Here is a 17,894-nt window from a genome sequence, read left to right on the forward strand (position 1 = left end):
CGCGTTCCTGCCACAGGGGGAGCGTTTGTCAACAGCGCGGCACACCGGTGGTCCATTCAGGGCAGCCGGTCCAATTTCTTTCGCACTCCATGACTGGCCCCGCGCCGTCCATGGTGTGCGTGACACAAAGTAAATGACCTGTGGCGTTTACCTGGAGTGAGAACATGCATCTTCTCGATTCCGTTGACGCAGCCAGCCTGCGCAGCGACATCCCCGCCTTCCGTGCCGGCGACACCCTCAACGTCCACGTGAACATCATTGAAGGCTCACGCTCACGTGTGCAGGTCTTCAAGGGCTTCGTGTTGGGCCGCCAGGGCGACGGCGTCCGCGAGACCTTCACGGTCCGCAAGATCTCCTTCGGCGTCGGCGTCGAGCGCACCTTCCCGGTGCACTCCCCGGTCCTGGAAAAGATCGAGGTTGTCACCAAGGGTGACGTCCGCCGCGCCAAGCTGTACTACATGCGCAGCCTGCGCGGCAAGGCTGCCAAGATCAAGGAAAAGCGCGACGCCGTTCCTGCCAAGTAACGGAACAAGCACTTTGACTTACGCGAAACGCCAGTCCAGGAAACTGGGCTGGCGTTTTGTTGTTGTGGCGGTTCTTGCGCTGTTCCTGGTCCTGGCGCTGGTCCGCAACCTGTTCATGGACCTGTACTACATTCCGTCCGAATCCATGGAGCCGCTGCTGCTCACGGGCGACCGGGTTCTCGTCTCGCGCACGGCCTTCGCCAACGCACCCATCCAACGCGGCGACGTCGTGGTGTTTGACGGGCGGGGATCCTTCACACCCTGGAAGTCCGGCGCCGGACCCGTGGCGGACGGCATTGTGGCCGCCGGGCAGTGGCTGGGTGTCGTGCCCAATGACAACATTTACGTCAAGCGCGTCCTGGGGGTCGCCGGCGACACCGTCAAATGTTGTTCGGCGGAGGGGCTGCTGGAAATCAACGGCGTCCCCGTGACGGAAAGTTACCTCTTCCCCGGCGACGCGCCCAGCGATTTGGTGTTCGAGGTCACGGTGCCGCAGGGTAAGTTGTGGCTTATGGGCGACCACCGCAGCGTGTCCCTGGATTCACGGTCGCTGCTGGGGGCACCCGGCGGCGGGCTGATCTCCACCGACAAGGTCATCGGCGCGCCCGTGGCCAACATCTGGCCGCCGGCCCGGATCCACGCGATCCACGGCGACCAGCGCTGACTTTTACTCTGACTTTGCTAAGGAACCGACCCGTGAACCACCACAGTGAGCCGCAAGAGCCCGGCACCGGCACACCCACACAGTCCGGCGACGGGGCCTTGCGGCCGTGGGACCGGTCTGCCCGCCGGGCTGCGGGCACCCGGGCCGGCAAGGACGACGGCGGAACTCCCGGCTCGCGTGCGGCCCACCAGGCCTGGGCGTGGGGGAAGGAAATCCTGACCATCATCGCCATCGCCGTGGTGCTGTCCTTCCTGATCAAGACCTTCCTGTTCCGTGCCTTCTTCATCCCCTCCGGCTCCATGGAAAACACGCTGCAGATCGATGACAGGATCTTCGTGAACCTGCTGGTGCCCAAGCCGATCGCGATTGAGCGCGGCGACGTGGTGGTCTTCAAGGACACCCAGGGCTGGCTGGCCCCCGTGGACCAGGCACCCGCCAACTGGCTCACGGAAGCCGGGACGTTCATCGGCCTGCTGCCCGATTCCTCCCAGCAGCACCTGGTGAAGCGGGTCATCGGCCTGCCGGGCGACCGGATCATCTGCTGCAATGCCGAGGGCAAGCTGACCATCAACGGCGAGCCCATCACCGAACCGTACCTCTACCCGGGCGCCAGCCCGTCGGACACCCCCTTTGACGTGACGGTCCCGGCCGGCCACCTGTGGGTCATGGGCGACCACCGCAACAACTCCCAGGACTCCCGCTACCACTACGCGTCCAACAACACCGGCTTCGTGCCGATCGAGGACGTCGAGGGCCGTGCCGTTGTCATCGCCTGGCCGCTCTCACACTGGGGCGTCCTGGGCAACTACCCCGACGTCTTTGACAGCGTGCCCGATCCGAAGAGCGCCAGCGTGTCCTCCCCGCTGCCCGCCCCCGCCGCAAAGTAATGGCAGCCTCGCCCACCCTGGACTGGGAACGCGAGCTGGCAGGCCGGGGCTTCGCCGTCGTGGCCGGCTGCGACGAGGTGGGCCGCGGCTCCCTGGCCGGCCCCGTCAGCGTGGGAGTTGTCATCATTGACGCCGCCACCGCCGCCGAGCTGCCGGGCGTGAAGGACAGCAAGCTGCTGCGCACCACGGTGCGGGAGTCCCTCGTCCCGGCCATCAAGGACTGGGCGCAGGCAAGCGCCGTCGGGCATGCCTCCGCCGGCGAAATCGATGAATTCGGCCTCGTGGCTGCGCTGCGGCTGGCCGGCACCCGCGCACTGGCGCAGGCAGCCGCCGTCGTGCGCCCCGACTTTGTCATACTGGACGGCAACCAGGACTGGCTGTCGGAACCGGAACCCGACCTTTTCTCGGTGCTGGCCGACGGCCCCGGGCGCGGGGGACCCGAGGCGCAGTGGCGCATCCAGACCCGCATCAAGGCCGACATGACGTGCCTGTCCGTCGCTGCGGCCAGCGTCCTGGCCAAGGTGGAACGCGACGGCATCATGGCCGGGCTTGCCGAAAAATTCCCCGAGTTCGGTTGGGAGGCCAACATGGGCTACGGCACGGCCGCACACCGCGAAGCCATCGGCAGGCTCGGCGCCACGGACCACCACCGCCGGAGCTGGCGCCTGACATAGGCCCGCCGCGCCGCGCCCGTTGGGCAACCGGGCCCCAAGTGATGGATGATGGAACCATGAGCGCTGAGGATCTGGAAAACTACGAAACAGACATGGAACTGCAGCTTTACCGCGAGTACCGCGACGTGGTGAACCTGTTCAGCTATGTTGTTGAGACCGAACGCCGCTTCTACCTCGCCAACCATGTGGACCTGCAGGCCCGATCGGCCGACGGCGAGGTCTACTTTGACCTGACCCTCCAGGACGCCTGGGTGTGGGACGTCTACCGCACCGCCCGCTTCGTGAAAAACGTCCGGGTCATCACTTTCAAGGACGTCAATGTCGAGGAACTCATGAAGTCCGACGACCTCCAGATTCCCAAGGACGGCCAGCTCGGCACGCTGGGCTGACCGCCCGCGGCTGCCCCGGCGCCGCACACCAGCCACAACCTGAAGGACGACGGCGGAGCGCAGCTTCCGCCGTCGTCCTTCCCTGTGTGCCGGGCCGGCCGGGCCGCGCAGCCGCCGATGAATTCCTCCACAGGCGGGGCGGCCGGGCAGGCTGTCCACAATTTGGCTTTTCGTCCTTTTGCCCGTCCCCGCCCTCCGCAAGGCTGGTGGTGGAGGCAGCGATGAGAGCAAAAGATGTGTTGGGGCAGGCCGGTGAATGGATCGCCGCGGACTTCCTGGAGGACCGCGGCATCCGCGTCATTGACAGCAACTGGCGGTGCCGCGAAGGTGAAATCGACATTGTGGCGATTGACGGCCAGGAGTTGGTCATTGTCGAGGTCAAGACGAGGCGGTCGCGGCGCTACGGCGACCCCCTGGAGGCGCTGACCCGGGCCAAGCTGCGCCGGCTGCGCACGCTGGCGGTGCTGTGGGCGAGGGCGCACGGGCACGTGTACGGCAGCATCCGGATTGACGCCGTCGGCATCATCATGGACGGGGACTCCCCGCCCGCCATCGATCATCTCAAGGGGGTGGCCTGATGGGGGTGGGGCGGGCCCTTGCGGTGGCGCTCGTGGGGCTGAACGGCCATGTGATCGAGGTGGAGGCGGACATAGGGCAGACCCTGCCCAGCTTCATCCTGCTGGGCCTGCCCGATGCGTCCCTGTCCGAGGCGCGGGAGCGGATCCGCTCGGCCGCGCAGAATTCCGGGATCCCGCTGAGCCGGCGCAAGATCACCGTCAACCTGGTTCCGGCGTCGCTGCCCAAGCGCGGCTCCGGATTTGACCTGGCCATTGTCATGGCGGCCCTCAACGCGGCCGGGGACCTGCGCGGGACAGGAGGGACCGTGTTCATTGCGGAGCTGGGCCTGGACGGGCGGCTTCGACCGGTCCGAGGGGTGCTGCCCGCCGTGCTGGCGGCCCTGGCCGCGGGTTGGCGGGACGTGGTGGTGGCGCCGGCCAACGAGGCCGAGGCACGGCTCGTCAAGGGCGCACGGGTTCGTTCCTTCTCCTGCCTGGCGGAGGTGGCCTATGCCTTCAATGCCGACCCCAAGGAGCTGGTTCGCGTGGCCGGCGAACGGGAGCCTGAACCTGAGGCGGCCGCTGCCGAACCGGGTTCGGCCGAGCCCCCTGCGGACCTGTCCGAGGTGGCGGGGCAGCCCGTGGCCCGGCTGGCCCTGGAAATTGCCGCAGCCGGCGGGCACCACCTGATGATGGTGGGCCCGCCGGGATCCGGCAAGACCATGCTGGCCGAACGGCTGCCCGGGCTGTTGCCGGACCTTGCCGACGGGGATGCCATGGAGGTTACGGCCATCCATTCCCTCGAGCACAGGGCATCGGGGCCGCTGGAACTGGTGCGCCGGCCCCCGTTTGAGCATCCGCACCACTCAGCCAGCACGGCCGCGATCATCGGCGGAGGCAGCGGCATCCCGCGCCCTGGCGCCGCCTCACGGGCCCACAGGGGCGTGTTGTTCCTGGATGAGGCGCCCGAGTTCGACAAGCGGGTGCTTGACGCCCTGCGCCAGCCCCTGGAGAGCGGGGAGCTGGTGCTCCACCGCTCGGCCGGAACGGCCGCCTATCCGGCGCGGTTCCAGCTGGTGCTGGCAGCGAACCCCTGCCCTTGCGGCAAGGTCACCGGCAAGGGCGTCGACTGCGAATGCACGCCTATGGCGAGGCGGCGTTACTTTGGCCGCCTGTCCGGGCCGCTGCTGGACCGGGTCGACATCCAACTCCAGGTCAACAAGGTCCAGCTGTCCCAACTGGCCGGCACCGGGCCCGGGGAATCCACGGCCGACGTCGCCCAACGGGTGCAGTTGGCCCGGAGCGTGGCCAGAGAGCGGCTGGACCGGTGGGGACTGGTGCACAATGCGGAACTGACCGGACGGATACTGCGCGGACCCCTGCGGCTGGACGGCCACCGCACCGCACTGCTTGACCGGGCCATGGGCACGGGAGTGCTCAGCGCCCGGGGATACGACCGCGTCCTGCGGCTCGCCTGGACCGTGGCGGACCTGCACGGCAGGGACCTGCCGGACAGCGACGACGTCGGCCTGGCACTGACGCTGCGCCAGCGGGGCGAAGGACTGTGAAGCGAGGAGAGGGATTGTGAACAGCAACAATAGCGATGCAGGCAGCAGCGGCAACAGCCACGACGGCGGCGGCAACAGCGGGCGGGACGGGTGCACCACCTTGCTGCTCGCTCGGGCGGCGCTGACCCGGCTCATGGAACCCTCCGACCTCCCGGGGCTGGCCCTCATCAGGCTGCTGGGACCCGAGGAAGCGCTGGGCTTCATCCGCAGCAGCAACACCACCAATCCGGGGGTGGAACAAGAAATGACCGAAGTCCTGCAGGACTCCGGCACCCCGCGGTGGGACGGGTTGGCCGCGGCTCTGGAACGGTGGCGCCCCCGCCTGGCGGACCTCGCACCCGAACGGGACCTGGCCACTGTGGACCGGCTGGGCGGTCGGCTGCTGGTGCCTGAGGACCCCCAATGGCCGCAGGGGCTGGCGGACCTGGAGCTGGCAGCGCCCATTGCCCTGTGGTGCCGGGGCACGGCCCCGGCCATTCCGGCGCAGGAACGCTGCATCGCCGTCGTCGGCTCGCGCGACAGCACCAGCTACGGCGCCAACGTCACGGCAGAGATCACCCATTCCCTGGTGCAGCGCGGCTATACCGTCGTCAGCGGCGGCGCCTACGGCATAGACGCCAACGCCCACCGCGGTGCGCTGAGCGCCACCGCCGGCGGCACCCCGGCCGGCCCCGGCACGCCGCAGCCGGCCACCATCGCCGTCATGGCCGGAGGAGTGGACAGGTTCTACCCTTCAGGCAACGACGAGCTGCTGCGAACCATCGCCGGGCGCGGACTCGTGGTGGCAGAGGTGCCGCCTGGAACCAACCCGACGCGCTACCGCTTTTTGCAGCGGAACAGGCTGATCGCAGCCTTGTGCCAGGTGACGGTGGTTGTTGAGGCCCGCTGGCGATCGGGTGCATTGAACACCGCCCGCCACGCCGAGATGCTCAGCCGGATGGTCGGCGCCGTGCCGGGCTCCGTCTATTCCGCCAACTCGGCCGGCTGCCACCGGCTGCTGCGTGACGGCGCCGCCATCTGTGTAACCGACGCCGCGGACGTGGCCGAGCTCGCCGGCGGTGCGGGGGAGAACCTGGGCACCGAGCAGCCCGTCGAAGCAGCCCTGTACGACGGGCTGGGCACATCCGACCTCCTGCTCCTGGACGCCCTTCCGCTGCGGACCGCCACCACCTTGGAGAAGTTGTGCGTGGTGGCAGGCCTGAGCCCGGCCACCGTCCTGTCCGGGCTGGGCCGCCTTGAATCGCTCGGGCTGGCGCAGCCCGGCAGCGGCGGCTGGAAGCGGAAGGGACAGTAGACCCGGCGCCCGGCCCGCGGGCCTGCCGGCGCCTGCCTGCGGGCTTGCTGGGAGAGTGCCACAAACGGCAGACAAAAGCGGCAGGGCGGTGGCAGGATGGGCACATGGGCATCGATGAGCTTCCAGCTGTTCCGCTGCGCAGGCGGAGAAACCGCCGGCGCACGGTCCTGCTGTCCGCGCTGGGGCTGGTCCTGGTTGCGGTGCTCATCGCCGTGGCGTACCTGGCCAGCCTGGCACGCAGCTTTGACTCACAGACCGTGAAGATCCCCAGCGCGTTCCCGGCAGAAACGCTTCGGCCGGAAAAACCCACGGCCGGCCCGGCCGCCAATGCCATGAACATCCTGCTTCTTGGCAGTGACAGCCGAGGCGACTCCGTCAACATTGCCGAACAGGGCGGCGCCTCGAACCAGCGCTCGGACACCATGCTGTGGGTCCACATCCCTGCGGACCGGAAGAACATTTACATGATGTCCGTCATGCGCGACACCTGGGTGGACATCCCGGGCGTGGGACCTGCCAAGATCAATGCGGCCATGGCCTATGGCGGCATCCCTCTCGTGGTGCAGACGCTTGAGGGCATGTTCGGCAGCAGGATCGACCACGTGGCCATCGTTGACTTCGAGGGGTTCAAGGCCATCACGGATGCCCTCGGCGGGGTTGAGGTGGACGTGCCGCTGGCCTTCACCTCCATGGACGGATCCCACAGCTTTGCCGCGGGCCCGCAGAAGCTGAACGGGGACCAGGCCCTTGCCTTTGTCCGCGAACGCTACGCCTTTTCCGACGGCGACTACCAACGAGTGAAAGACCAGCAGATTTTCCTCAAGGCCGTCCTCAACACGGTCCTGACGCCGGCCACCCTGGCCAACCCCCTCAAGATCAGCGACCTGGTGGGCAAGGTTTCCCCCTACATCAGCGTGGACCGGGGGCTCGACGCCGCCGCCGTGGCGGAGCTGGCCGTAAGCCTCAACGGCGTGCGGGGCAGTGATGTCCACTCCTTCACCCTGCCCACCCTGGGCACCGGTACGAGTGCCGACGGGCAGTCAATAGTGCTCCGTGACGACGCCGCCATCGCCGCCATCAGCAAGGCACTGAAGGATGACACCCTCGGCACGTACCTGGCCACGGCCGGGCCCGGCTAGCAAATACCCGCACGTCCGGCGGGGCAGCTTGCCCTCGCACCGTCCGCACCGCACAGTTGAAGGGTGGATGAAGAAGAACGCAGCGCCCTGCCCCCTGCACTGGCCCGGGCCGTCGACGGATATGAACGCTACCTGCGGGCCGAACGCGGCCGGTCCGAGCACACCATCCGCGCCTACCGGGGCGACCTGGACACCCTGCTCATCCACATGGTGGCCGACGGCGCCACGGACTGGTCACAGCTGGACCTGGCCTCCATGCGCCGCTGGCTGGGTGAACAAAACACCGCAGGGCTGGCCCGGGCCACGCTTTCCAGGCGGGCCAGCGTAGCCCGGAACTTCACCGCCTGGGCCGAACGCGAAGGCATCATCTCCCTGGACCCGGCCCTCAGGCTTAAGGCACCCAAGCTGGAAAAGACACTGCCGGCCGTCCTGCAACAGCAGCAGCTCACCCGGCTGCTCGATGGGATGGCGGCGGCAGCCCGCGACCTGGACCCAGTAGCGCTGCGGGACCTGGCCGTCGTTGAACTGCTCTATGCCACCGGCATTCGAGTGGGGGAGTTGGCGGGCCTGGACATCGACGGCGTCAACCGGGAACGCCGCACAGTCACCGTCCTGGGCAAGGGCGACAAGGAGCGGGCCGTGCCCTTCGGGGTGCCGGCCGACACGGCGTTGGGGCGTTGGCTGGCGCACGGCCGGGGGAAACTGCTCCAGCCCCACAGCGGTGCCGCCCTGTTCCTCGGCATGCGCGGCGGGCGCATCGACCCGCGCACCGTGCGGAAGTTCGTCGACAGGGGCCTCGCCTCGCTGGGGGACACCTCGGCCACAGGCCCGCACGCGCTGCGGCACTCGGCCGCGACACACTTGCTGGACGGCGGGGCGGACCTGCGAGCCGTGCAGGAAATCCTTGGGCACAGTTCGCTGGCCACGACACAGCTTTACACTCATGTGTCGGTGGAGCGGCTGCGTGAGGGCTACCGTTCGGCGCATCCGCGCGCATAATTCACCCAAAAGCGGTGATTTCGGGATGTTGCGGTGGCGCAATCGCCCTTGCTACGGCACAATGAGAGTCAGTCAACGCATTAGAACTAGGGGACGGACGATTAGTCCGGACAATTGGGGGCCTGTTTTACGGTTCCGCGCCTGCATAATTTCATCCAGGAGAAGGTCGTTGGGGAAGACGCACCTACTGCAATGGAGGATGGAATGAAGGTAGAAACCACGCGCGGTGTCCTGTATGTACACTCAGCCCCTGCTGTCATGTGCCCACATATCGAGTCATCCATTGCCGGGGTGATGGATCAGCGCACGGACCTGCAGTGGACTGCACAGCCCGCTGCGCCCAATGTGCTGCGCACGGAGTACGCTTGGCGCGGCCCGGCCGGAACAGGTGCACGGCTGGCATCCGCCCTCCGAGGCTGGGCCAATGTGCGCTACGAGGTCACCGAGGAGCCCAGCGCCGGCGTTGACGGTTCACGCTGGTCACACACCCCCGAACTTGGCATCTTCCACGCAGTGACGGACGTGCACGGGAACATCATGGTCTCCGAGGACCGGATCCGCTATGCCTATGAAACGGGCAAGGGCGTTCCCGCCGCCGTCTACCACGAACTCTCGCTCGCCCTGGGGGAGGCCTGGGACGAGGAGCTGGAACCCTTCCGCCATGCCGCGGCAGGGGCCAACGTCCGCTGGCTCCACCACGTGGGATAGCGCTCCGCGCCTGCAAAACAACTTAAACAGACGGCCCGCAGCAGGCGGCGAAAATTCCCCTTCGGGAGATTTTCGCTGCCGGCTGCGGGCCGTTTGCGTGCAGGCTGCCTAGCCGGCCAGCTCAACCTTGGGGCCGGTGCTGCGGATGGCAACAACGGCGTTGTGCCCGCCGAAGCCGAAGGAGTTGTTCAACGCCATGACCTCGCCCTCAGGCAGTTCGCGCGGGGTTCCCGTGACCACATCGAGCGGGATTTCCGGGTCCTGGTTCTCCAGGTTGATGGTGACCGGCGCCAGGCGGTGGTATACGGCCAGGACGGTCAGCACGGACTCCACCGCGCCGGACGCACCCAAGAGGTGGCCGGTCTGCGACTTGGTGGCCGAGACGCACACGTTGTTGACGTGCTCGCCCAGGGCGGCCTTCAGCGCGGTGTACTCGGGGCGGTCGCCCACGGGAGTGGAGGTGGCGTGCGCGTTGACGTGGCAGACGTCCTCGGGCAGGGCGCGCGCGTCAAACAGCGCAGCCTTCAGGGCGCGGGTGGCGCCCAGGCCCTCGGGGTCCGGGGCCGTGATGTGGTAGGCGTCGGCAGTTACGGACGTGCCGGCCAGCTCGCCGTAGATGCGGGCGCCGCGGGCCAGTGCGTGCTCCTCGGCCTCAAGCACCAGCGCGCCTGCGCCTTCGCCCATGACGAAGCCGTCGCGGTTCACGTCGTAGGGCCGCGATGCCGTCTCCGGGGAGTCGTTGCGCTTGGACAGCGCCTGCATGGCGGCAAACGACGCCATGGGCAGCGGGTGGATGGCAGCCTCGGCGCCGCCGGCCATCACGACGTCGGCCTTGCCCGAACGGATGAGCTCCAGGGCGATGTGCAGGGCCTCGGTTCCGGAGGCACAGGCCGAGACCGGAGTGTGGGCGCCGGCGCGGGCGCCCAGGTCCAGGCTGACGGCGGCGGCGGGGCCGTTGGGCATCAGCATGGGCACGGTCATGGGCAGCACGCGGCGCGGGCCCTTTTCACGCAGGGTGTCCCACGCGTCCAGGAGCGTCCAGACGCCACCGATGCCGGTGGCGAAGGCCACGGCCAGGCGGTCGTGGTCGATCTCCTCAATGCCGGAGTCCTTCCAGGCTTCGCGGGCGGCGACGACGGCGAACTGGGTTGAGGGGTCCATGCGCTTGGCTTCAACGCGGCTCAGGACCTCTGAGGCAGGAGTGGTGACCTTGGCGGCGAAGTGGACGGGGAGGTCGTATTTCTCCACCCAATCGTCGGTGAGGGTGTGGGCGCCGGAAACACCCTTGAGGGCGTTCTTCCACATGGTCGGGACGTCGCCGCCAATGGGCGTCGTGGCGCCCAAGCCGGTGATGACTACTTTGCGGGCCATGGTTCAACTCTCTGCAAAAAAATAGTGGGCAGGTACTAAACGTAAAAGGAAAAACAGTGGTTGGCCGGTGTCCTGCATATCCGGCCAACCACCAGTCCCCGGTCCGCCGCGGCGGACGGGGCGCAACACAAGCGAAAGCTTATGCCTGCGCGCCTGCGATGAAGCTGACAGCGTCGCCGACGGTCTTGAGGTTCTTGACTTCCTCGTCCGGGATCTTCACGTCGAACTTCTCTTCGGCGTTGACAACAATGGTCATCATGGAGATGGAGTCGATGTCCAGGTCATCCGTGAAGGACTTGTCCAGCTCCACAGCCTCGGGGGCAAGGCCGGTCTCTTCGTTGACGATTTCGGCCAATCCGGCCAGGATTTCTTCGTTGCTAGCCATTGACGGCTCCTTTTCTATATATGTTTGCGCAAGACCAAGGTTTTGATCTGTTCAGGCATGTTGACCAGGCCACGGTTGTGGCCAGATACGTTTGTTAGGGAAGGCGCACCACTTGGGCGCCAAACACCAGTCCGGCACCAAAGCCGATCTGAAGCGAAAGTTTACCGGAGAGCTCGGGGTTCTCGGCGAGCAGGCGGTGTGTTGCCAGCGGAATCGACGCCGCCGAGGTGTTGCCGGCGTCGGCGATGTCGCGGCCGATGATGACATGCTCGGGCAGCTTCAGCTGCTTGGCAAGTTCGTCGATGATGCGCATGTTGGCCTGATGCGGCACAAATGCGCCGAGGTCGGCGGCCGTAATGCCGGCGTCGGCCAGGGCCTTCTTCGCCATCTTGGCCATCTCCCAGACTGCCCAGCGGAACACCGTCTGGCCGTCCTGGCGCAGGGTGGGCCACAGTGTGGAGTGGGCCTCGTCCGCGGCGGCGAGGGCAACGCCGTCGCCCTTCATCGCTTCGAGGCTGAAGTCCCGGATGTCCAGCTGCGAGTGGGTCATGCCGATCGTGTCCCACTTGCTGCCGTCCGAGCCCCACACCGAGGGGCTGATGCCCGGCTCGTCGGAGGGGCCGATCACCACGGCGCCGGCGCCATCGCCGAGCAGGAAGGAGATGGTGCGCTCGTGGTTGTCGATGACGTCGGAGAGCTTCTCCGCGCCGATCACCAGGACGTAGTCGGCGGTGCCGGAACGGACCAGGGAATCGGCCTGGGCCACGCCGTAGCAGTAGCCGGCGCAGGCGGCGGAGATGTCGAAGGCCGGGGCCGGGGTGGCGCCGAGGCGGTCGGCGATCTGGGCTGCGGCCGACGGCGTGGCGTAGGGGTGCGTCACCGTCGAGACCAGCACTGCACCAATCTGTGACGGCTCAATGCCGGCTTTCTCGATGGCCTCGGCACCGGCGGCAACCGCCATGTCCACGACGGAGACGTCCTTCGGGGCGCGGTGGCGGGTAATGATGCCGGTGCGCTGCTGGATCCACTCATCGGAGGAGTCGATCCACTGGCACACGTCCTCGTTGGTGACAATCACCGACGGGCGGTAGGCGCCGATGCCCAAAATGCGGGCGCCTGCCCGGGTGGCGTTCTGCTTCAGGGTGGGGGTGCTCACAGTGTTCCTGCTTCCGGCGAGGTGTGTGCTGCCAGCAATGCCCGGGCAGCGTCGAGGTCATCGGGGGTCTTGACGGCGACGGTGGCCACACCGGCCATGCCGCGCTTGGCCAGCCCGGTCAGGGTGCCTGCAGGGGCCAGCTCGACCAGCCCGGCGACGCCCATGGCGGACATGGTTTCCATGCACAGGTCCCAGCGGACGGGCCGCGACACCTGGGCGATGAGCGACTCAAGTGCCGCTTCCCCGGAAGTGACGACGGCGCCGTCGTAGTTGGAGAGCAGCGGCACCTTGGGGGTGTGCGGGGCCAGTGACGGCGCGAGGGCCTCCAGGGCGGAAACGGCCGGGGCCATGTGGTGGGTGTGGAAGGCGCCGGCGACCTGCAGCGGGATGACGCGGGCCTTGGCGGGCGGGGCGGCCACCAGGGCGGCGATCTGCTCCAGCGTGCCGGCGGCAACCGTCTGGCCCTTGGAGTTCATGTTGGCGGGGGTGAGCCCGGCGGCGGCGATGGCGGCCAGGACCTCGTCCGGGTCCCCGCCCACCACGGCGGCCATGCCCGTGGGGGTGGTGGCGGCGGCGTCGGCCATGCGGTTGGCGCGTTCACGCACAAACGCCATGGCGTCGGCGTTGGAGAGCGTGCCGGTAAGTGCGGCGGCGGTGATCTCACCGACGGAGTGGCCGGCGACGACTGTTGCTGCGGGAGCCAGGTCCGTGCCGTCCAGCAGGGCGGCGGCGGTGATGAGGCCGGCGGCCACGATCAAGGGCTGCGCAACGGCGGTGTCCTTGATGGTTTCGGCGTCCGAGGTGGTGCCGTGGGCGGCGAGGTCGATCCCGGCGGCTTCGCTCAGGGAGGCAAGTTGTTCCGCAACTCCGGGCAGTTCCAGCCACGGTGAAAGGAATCCTGGGGATTGGGAGCCCTGACCCGGGCAGACTATTGCAAGCACATTAACCAGCTTTCCAAACTTATCGGCATTTTCACGGTGTTTTCATGCACCAAGCTCGTGAGCACAATTTGTAGGAAGTCTACAATAGCTGCGCTGCGCGGGCCGCATCGATGACGTCCTTCGTGTGAATTGGGGAACGAGGGTCAGGGCAGGGGCGGTGCCGGGGCGGCGGCCGGCTTGCCGTGTCCGGCCTTGGATGCCCCCGTCCGAGGTGCGGACAGGCGGCCCACGATCAGCGCGGTCTGGAGCACGAACGCCTCACGGGGGATCAGCGGGTCCCACCCCGTGACGTCGGTGACCCGGCGCAGGCGGTAGCGGACCGTGTTGGAGTGGACAAACAATTCCCGTGCGGCGGCCTCCAGCGAATGGCCGCCCTGGAGGTAGCTGCTGAGGGTCTCGATGAGGCCGTTTGAGGCTGCCACGAGGGGACGGTAGATGCCGTTGAGCAGTGTCTTGCGGGCGGAATCGTCACCGCCGATGACCCGTTCCGGCAGCAGGTCCTCGGCAGAGACGGGACGGGGCGCGCCCGACCAGCCGCGGGCCACGGACACTCCGGCGAAGGCGGCCTTGGCAGACGCCGTGGCTTCCGTCAGTGTGACGGCCAGCGGCCCGTAGACCACGGGACCCGGGGCGAACAACTCGCTGAGCCGCGCATGGGCGGACTCCGGGTTGCGTACATTGCCCAGGACGAGAATGAGCCTGTCACCCTGGATGCCCACCATGACGTCCTCGGCAAAACGGGCTGCGGAACGGCGCAAGTTGCCCAGGAACGATGCGTTGGCTTCCGAAGGGGCGGGGCCCACCATGATCGTGAAGTTGCCGTGCGAGGTCCAGCCCAGTGCCGAAATCCGCGACTGCAGGGCGTCGGTGTTTTCGCCGCGCAGGATCCCGTCCACTGCCAGCGCTTCCAGACGCGTGTCCCATGCGCCGCGGTTCTCTGCAGCCCGTGCGTAGACATCCGCTGCGGCAAACGCCACCTCGCGCGAGTAGCGCAGCACGGCCTCCCGCAGGGCCACCTGCTCGCCGGCCGTGGCCAGCTCCGGGACCCTGTCCTCGACTACCTGGACCACGGTGCGGATTAGCTGCAGGGCACGCTGCAGGCTGATGGACCGGGTCAGTTCCGTCGGTGCGGTGCCGAAGACGTCGGAGAGCACCCAGCTGGGGGAGGAAGGCTGCTCGTACCAGGAAACAAAGGCGTTGATGCCGTTTTGGGCCACAAGGCCCAAGGCCGATCGTTCATCGGCGCTCAGCCGCCGATACCAGGGCAGCGTCTCCTCCAGTTCCTTGCGCATCATGGTGGAGAGGGTGCCGATGTTGGCCCGCAGCCGTGCCAGGGTTTCGGGAGACCGGGTGGGCCCGGTGTTCTTTGCCGGAGGTGTCTGCTGTGATGCCATTCCTTGAGGATAGGTGCAAACCTAGCTCCGGTGCTATTTGTGTGAATCCCACAAGTCAGGCCGTGCCCTGCAGTTCCATGCCCGCACCGTTTGTGTGGCCATGGAACTGCGTCGTGCGGCGAGGGTGATTTCGGGGGAGTTGAACCGGAACTAGCGTTTAGGTGGTGTTGGTTGTTTGAGTGCGTGGGAAAGGCCCCCGAACGGTGTGTTTGGGGGCCTTTCCTGTGGTTGTTGCCGGGCCCGTGGGTGGGGCCTTTGGTGTGTGTTGGGTTAGCTGTCGCCGCCTGCGTTGCCGGTGGTGCCGGCGTTGACGTTCAGCAGGTCGTATTTCGCGGCGGCCTGGGCGGGGGCTTCGGCGGGGACTTCGCCTCGCTTGGCGAGCATTTGCAGGGTGCGGACGACCACTGAGTGGGAGTCGATCTTGAAGAAGCGCCGTGCTGCTGCGCGGGTGTCGGAGAAACCGAAGCCGTCGGCACCCAGGGTGGCGAAGTCATTGGGCAGGAACTGGCGTACCTGGTCCGGCACTGCCTTCATGTAGTCGCTGACAGCAACCACCGGACCCTGGGCACCGGCCATCTTGGCGGTGATGTAGGGGACCCGTGCCTCGTTCTCGGGGTGCAGGAAGGATTCTTCCTCGGCAGCCAGTGCATCGCGGCGCAACTCGGTCCAGGAGGTGACCGACCAAACATCGGCGGCCACGCCCCATTCCTCGGCCAGGATCTGCTGTGCCTCCAGTGCCCACGGAACCGAAACACCGGAGGCGAGCAGCTGCGTGCGCGGCCCGTCGATCTCGGCACCCTTGAGGTGGTAGATGCCCTTGGTGATGCCTTCGACATCCATGTTTTCCGGAGCCTTGGGCTGGATGATGGGCTCGTTGTACACGGTGATGTAGTACATGACGTTGGGATCGGTGGAGTCCGGCCCATACATGCGCTCCAGGCCGGCGTGCATGATGGCGCCGATCTCGTAACCGTAGGCGGGGTCGTAGGTGATGACCGCCGGGTTGGTGGAAGCAAGCAGCGGGGAGTGCCCGTCAGCGTGCTGCAGGCCCTCGCCGGTCAGGGTGGTGCGCCCTGCCGTGGCTCCGATGATGAAGCCACGGGTCATCTGGTCGCCGGCAGCCCAGAAGGAGTCGCCGGTGCGCTGGAAGCCGAACATGGAGTAGAACACGTAGACCGGGATCAACGGTTCGCCGTGGGTGGCGTAGGAGGTGCCGGCGGCGGTGAACGCGGCCACGGAACCGGCTTCGTTGATGCCCGCGTGCACGATCTGCCCGGAAATGGACTCCTTGTAGGCCAGGACGAGGTCGCGGTCCACGGAGAGGTAGTTCTGCCCGTTGGGGTTGTAGATCTTTGCCGTCGGGAAGAAGGCGTCGATGCCGAAGGTGCGGGCCTCATCCGGAATGATCGGCACAATGCGCTTGCCGATATTGGGGTCGCGCATGAGGTCCTTGAGCAGGCGCACAAAGGCCATGGTGGTGGCGGCGTGCTGCTTGCCGGAACCTCGGTTGGCCACTTCGTACGTCTTGTCGCCCGGCAGTTCCAGTTCGGTGTGCTTGGTGCGGCGTTCGGGCAGGAATCCGCCCAGTTCGCTGCGGCGCTCCATCAGGTACTGGATCTCGGGGGTGTCCATCCCCGGGTGGTAGTACGGGGGGCGGTACGGATCCGCTTCCAGGACCTCATCGGAGATGGGCAGGCGCAGGTGCGTGCGGAAGTCCTTCAGGTCCTGCAAGGTGAGCTTCTTCATCTGGTGCGTGGAGTTGCGCGCCTCGAAGTGGGTGCCCAGGCCGTAGCCCTTGACGGTGTGCGCCAGGATGACCGTGGGCTTGCCCTTGAACTCCATGGCTGCCTTGTAGGCGGCGTAGACCTTGTGGTAGTCGTGGCCGCCGCGCTTGAGGTTCCAGACCTCGTCGTCGGAGAGGTGCGCAGCCAATTCCTTGGTCTGCGGGGTCTGGCCGAAGAAGTGCTCGCGCACGAATCCGCCGGACTCGGCCTTGTACGTCTGGTAGTCGCCGTCGAGCGTGGTGTTCATGACGTCCACGAGTGCGCCGTCGCTGTCACGGGCCAGCAGGTCATCCCACTCGCGGCCCCACAGGACCTTGATGACGTTCCAGCCGGCGCCGCGGAAGAAGGCTTCCAGTTCCTGGACGATCTTGCCGTTGCCGCGCACCGGCCCGTCAAGGCGCTGCAGGTTGCAGTTGATGACAAAGGTCAGGTTGTCCAGCTTGTCGTTGGCTGCAAGCTGGAGCAGGCCGCGTGATTCCGGCTCATCCATTTCGCCGTCGCCAAGGAAGGCCCAGACGTGCTGGTCGCTGGTGTCCTTGATGCCGCGGTTGTGCAGGTACCGGTTGGACTGCGCCTGGTAGATCGCGTTCATGGGACCGATGCCCATGGAGACCGTGGGGAATTCCCAGAACTCCGGCATCAGGCGCGGGTGCGGGTAGGAAGACAGGGCGTGGCCCTCGTGGGACTTCTCCTGACGGAAACCGTCCAAATCCTCCTCGGACAGGCGTCCTTCAAGGAACGCGCGGGCGTACATGCCCGGGGACGCGTGGCCCTGGAAGAAGACCTGGTCCCCGCCGCCGGCATGGTTCTTCCCACGGAAGAAATGGTTGAAACCCACCTCATACAGTGTCGCAGCACCGGCGTAGGTGGAGATGTGTCCGCCAACACCAATGTCGGGGCGCTGGGCGCGGTGCACCAAAACAGCCGCGTTCCAGCGCAACCAAGCGCGGTACTTGCGCTCAATCTCTTCATTGCCGGGGAACACGGGTTCCTGGTCGGCAGGGATCGTGTTCACATAATCAGTCGTCGTGACCATGGGCACGCCAACACTCTGCGCACCCGCCCGCTGAAGCAGGCTACGCATAATGAACTGGGCACGCTCAGTGCCACGTTCCTGAATCAATGTGTCCAGGGACTCAAGCCATTCGGCGGTCTCTTCGGGATCACGATCAGGCAGCTGGTTTGTCAACCCGCTGAGGATATGGGAGTTCTCGTCTCCTGCAGCCACGTCCAACCTCTCTTAAAAGCAGTGTGGGGTGCCCAATGCTGTGGCCTTGGGCGTATAAACACTCTAGTCCGACGTGCGCGCCAGTGCGTAGCTGTGCACGCCTCATGAACACGCCGGACCGTCAGCAATAAGGCTTGCACACACCGGTTGGTAAGGTAAATCACAGGATCTTGGGTGTTTGGCAGTGATGTTTATTGCCAATGTCCAATAAGTGGAGGCAATATGGCCTCAC

The 17,894-nt window shown here is 66.7% G+C and carries 17 protein-coding genes; 11 read left to right on the forward strand and 6 right to left on the reverse strand.

Features of this window, described 5'->3' with window-relative positions; all coding sequences use genetic code 11:
* Window positions 1–164: 164 nt before the first annotated feature.
* The 11 genes from rplS to JOF48_RS14710 all read left to right on the forward strand — a co-directional run bounded on the left by rplS (window position 165) and on the right by JOF48_RS14710 (window position 9,403).
* Window positions 165–524 (forward strand): 50S ribosomal protein L19, encoded by a 360-nt coding sequence (gene rplS / locus JOF48_RS14660; RefSeq protein WP_209681835.1) that lies wholly within the window; start codon window positions 165–167, stop codon window positions 522–524.
* A gap of 13 nt (window positions 525–537) precedes the next feature.
* Window positions 538–1,188: a signal peptidase I gene (gene lepB, locus JOF48_RS14665; protein ID WP_209681837.1), complete on the forward strand. Its 651-nt coding sequence runs from the start codon at window positions 538–540 to the stop codon at window positions 1,186–1,188.
* A 32-nt stretch (window positions 1,189–1,220) separates the two neighbouring features.
* Window positions 1,221–2,075, forward strand: coding sequence for a signal peptidase I (gene lepB / locus JOF48_RS14670; RefSeq protein ID WP_209681838.1), 855 nt, complete (start codon window positions 1,221–1,223; stop codon window positions 2,073–2,075).
* Window positions 2,075–2,749, forward strand: coding sequence for a ribonuclease HII (locus JOF48_RS14675; protein WP_209681840.1), 675 nt, complete (start codon window positions 2,075–2,077; stop codon window positions 2,747–2,749). Before lepB (JOF48_RS14670) ends, JOF48_RS14675 begins: the two co-directional genes overlap by 1 nt.
* Before the next feature lie 56 nt (window positions 2,750–2,805).
* Complete coding sequence (locus tag JOF48_RS14680) at window positions 2,806–3,138, forward strand: DUF2469 domain-containing protein (RefSeq protein ID WP_203313411.1); 333 nt, start codon at window positions 2,806–2,808, stop codon at window positions 3,136–3,138.
* 221 nt (window positions 3,139–3,359) lie between these two features.
* On the forward strand, window positions 3,360–3,716 hold the full coding sequence (locus JOF48_RS14685; protein WP_209681842.1) for a YraN family protein: 357 nt from the start codon (window positions 3,360–3,362) through the stop codon (window positions 3,714–3,716).
* Window positions 3,716–5,263 carry a YifB family Mg chelatase-like AAA ATPase gene (locus tag JOF48_RS14690; protein WP_209681843.1) on the forward strand — a complete coding sequence of 516 codons (1,548 nt, stop codon included), beginning with the start codon at window positions 3,716–3,718 and terminating at the stop codon, window positions 5,261–5,263. The genes JOF48_RS14685 and JOF48_RS14690 overlap by 1 nt, the downstream gene beginning before the upstream one ends.
* A 133-nt stretch (window positions 5,264–5,396) precedes the next feature.
* Entirely contained in the window at window positions 5,397–6,557 is a 1,161-nt protein-coding gene (gene dprA / locus JOF48_RS14695; protein ID WP_209684589.1) for a DNA-processing protein DprA, read from the forward strand.
* Window positions 6,558–6,661: 104 nt separating this feature from the next.
* On the forward strand, window positions 6,662–7,696 hold the full coding sequence (locus JOF48_RS14700; RefSeq protein WP_209681845.1) for an LCP family protein: 1,035 nt from the start codon (window positions 6,662–6,664) through the stop codon (window positions 7,694–7,696).
* A gap of 63 nt (window positions 7,697–7,759) precedes the next feature.
* Window positions 7,760–8,695: a tyrosine recombinase XerC gene (locus JOF48_RS14705; RefSeq protein WP_209681846.1), complete on the forward strand. Its 936-nt coding sequence runs from the start codon at window positions 7,760–7,762 to the stop codon at window positions 8,693–8,695.
* A gap of 204 nt (window positions 8,696–8,899) precedes the next feature.
* A complete protein-coding gene (locus JOF48_RS14710; protein WP_209681847.1) occupies window positions 8,900–9,403 on the forward strand; it encodes a DUF3145 domain-containing protein in 504 nt (167 codons plus the stop codon).
* A gap of 108 nt (window positions 9,404–9,511) precedes the next feature.
* Here JOF48_RS14710 and fabF read toward each other — a convergent pair whose 3' ends face one another.
* The 6 genes from fabF to aceE form a co-directional block, all read right to left on the reverse strand.
* On the reverse strand, window positions 9,512–10,774 hold the full coding sequence (gene fabF / locus JOF48_RS14715) for a beta-ketoacyl-ACP synthase II (RefSeq protein ID WP_209681848.1): 1,263 nt from the start codon (window positions 10,772–10,774) through the stop codon (window positions 9,512–9,514).
* A 139-nt stretch (window positions 10,775–10,913) separates the two neighbouring features.
* Window positions 10,914–11,159, reverse strand: coding sequence for an acyl carrier protein (locus tag JOF48_RS14720; protein ID WP_038462997.1), 246 nt, complete (start codon window positions 11,157–11,159; stop codon window positions 10,914–10,916).
* Window positions 11,160–11,253: 94 nt separating this feature from the next.
* Window positions 11,254–12,315, reverse strand: a complete 1,062-nt coding sequence (locus tag JOF48_RS14725) for a beta-ketoacyl-ACP synthase III (protein WP_209681849.1) — start codon at window positions 12,313–12,315, stop codon at window positions 11,254–11,256.
* Complete coding sequence (locus JOF48_RS14730; protein ID WP_209681850.1) at window positions 12,312–13,256, reverse strand: ACP S-malonyltransferase; 945 nt, start codon at window positions 13,254–13,256, stop codon at window positions 12,312–12,314. Before JOF48_RS14730 ends, JOF48_RS14725 begins: the two co-directional genes overlap by 4 nt.
* 143 nt (window positions 13,257–13,399) lie before the next feature.
* Window positions 13,400–14,650: a PucR family transcriptional regulator gene (locus JOF48_RS14735; protein ID WP_209681851.1), complete on the reverse strand. Its 1,251-nt coding sequence runs from the start codon at window positions 14,648–14,650 to the stop codon at window positions 13,400–13,402.
* Window positions 14,651–14,920: 270 nt separating this feature from the next.
* Window positions 14,921–17,662, reverse strand: coding sequence for a pyruvate dehydrogenase (acetyl-transferring), homodimeric type (aceE, locus tag JOF48_RS14740; protein WP_209681852.1), 2,742 nt, complete (start codon window positions 17,660–17,662; stop codon window positions 14,921–14,923).
* Between the last annotated feature and the right edge of the window lie 232 nt (window positions 17,663–17,894).

Origin of the sequence: Arthrobacter stackebrandtii (genome assembly GCF_017876675.1) — a bacterium.
Classification (GTDB): domain Bacteria; phylum Actinomycetota; class Actinomycetes; order Actinomycetales; family Micrococcaceae; genus Specibacter; species Specibacter stackebrandtii.

What these genes read in the sequence shown, in the direction of transcription:
- fabF (WP_209681848.1), bottom strand. Translation starts at nt 10,774, where the DNA reads ATGGCCCGCAAAGTAGTCATCACCGGCTTGGGCGCCACGACGCCCATT.
- JOF48_RS14710 (WP_209681847.1), top strand. Translation starts at nt 8,900, where the DNA reads ATGAAGGTAGAAACCACGCGCGGTGTCCTGTATGTACACTCAGCCCCT.
- JOF48_RS14685 (WP_209681842.1), top strand. Translation starts at nt 3,360, where the DNA reads ATGAGAGCAAAAGATGTGTTGGGGCAGGCCGGTGAATGGATCGCCGCG.
- JOF48_RS14735 (WP_209681851.1), bottom strand. Translation starts at nt 14,650, where the DNA reads ATGGCATCACAGCAGACACCTCCGGCAAAGAACACCGGGCCCACCCGG.
- dprA (WP_209684589.1), top strand. Translation starts at nt 5,397, where the DNA reads ATGGAACCCTCCGACCTCCCGGGGCTGGCCCTCATCAGGCTGCTGGGA.
- JOF48_RS14675 (WP_209681840.1), top strand. Translation starts at nt 2,075, where the DNA reads ATGGCAGCCTCGCCCACCCTGGACTGGGAACGCGAGCTGGCAGGCCGG.
- JOF48_RS14720 (WP_038462997.1), bottom strand. Translation starts at nt 11,159, where the DNA reads ATGGCTAGCAACGAAGAAATCCTGGCCGGATTGGCCGAAATCGTCAAC.
- JOF48_RS14690 (WP_209681843.1), top strand. Translation starts at nt 3,716, where the DNA reads ATGGGGGTGGGGCGGGCCCTTGCGGTGGCGCTCGTGGGGCTGAACGGC.
- JOF48_RS14680 (WP_203313411.1), top strand. Translation starts at nt 2,806, where the DNA reads ATGAGCGCTGAGGATCTGGAAAACTACGAAACAGACATGGAACTGCAG.
- rplS (WP_209681835.1), top strand. Translation starts at nt 165, where the DNA reads ATGCATCTTCTCGATTCCGTTGACGCAGCCAGCCTGCGCAGCGACATC.
- JOF48_RS14700 (WP_209681845.1), top strand. Translation starts at nt 6,662, where the DNA reads ATGGGCATCGATGAGCTTCCAGCTGTTCCGCTGCGCAGGCGGAGAAAC.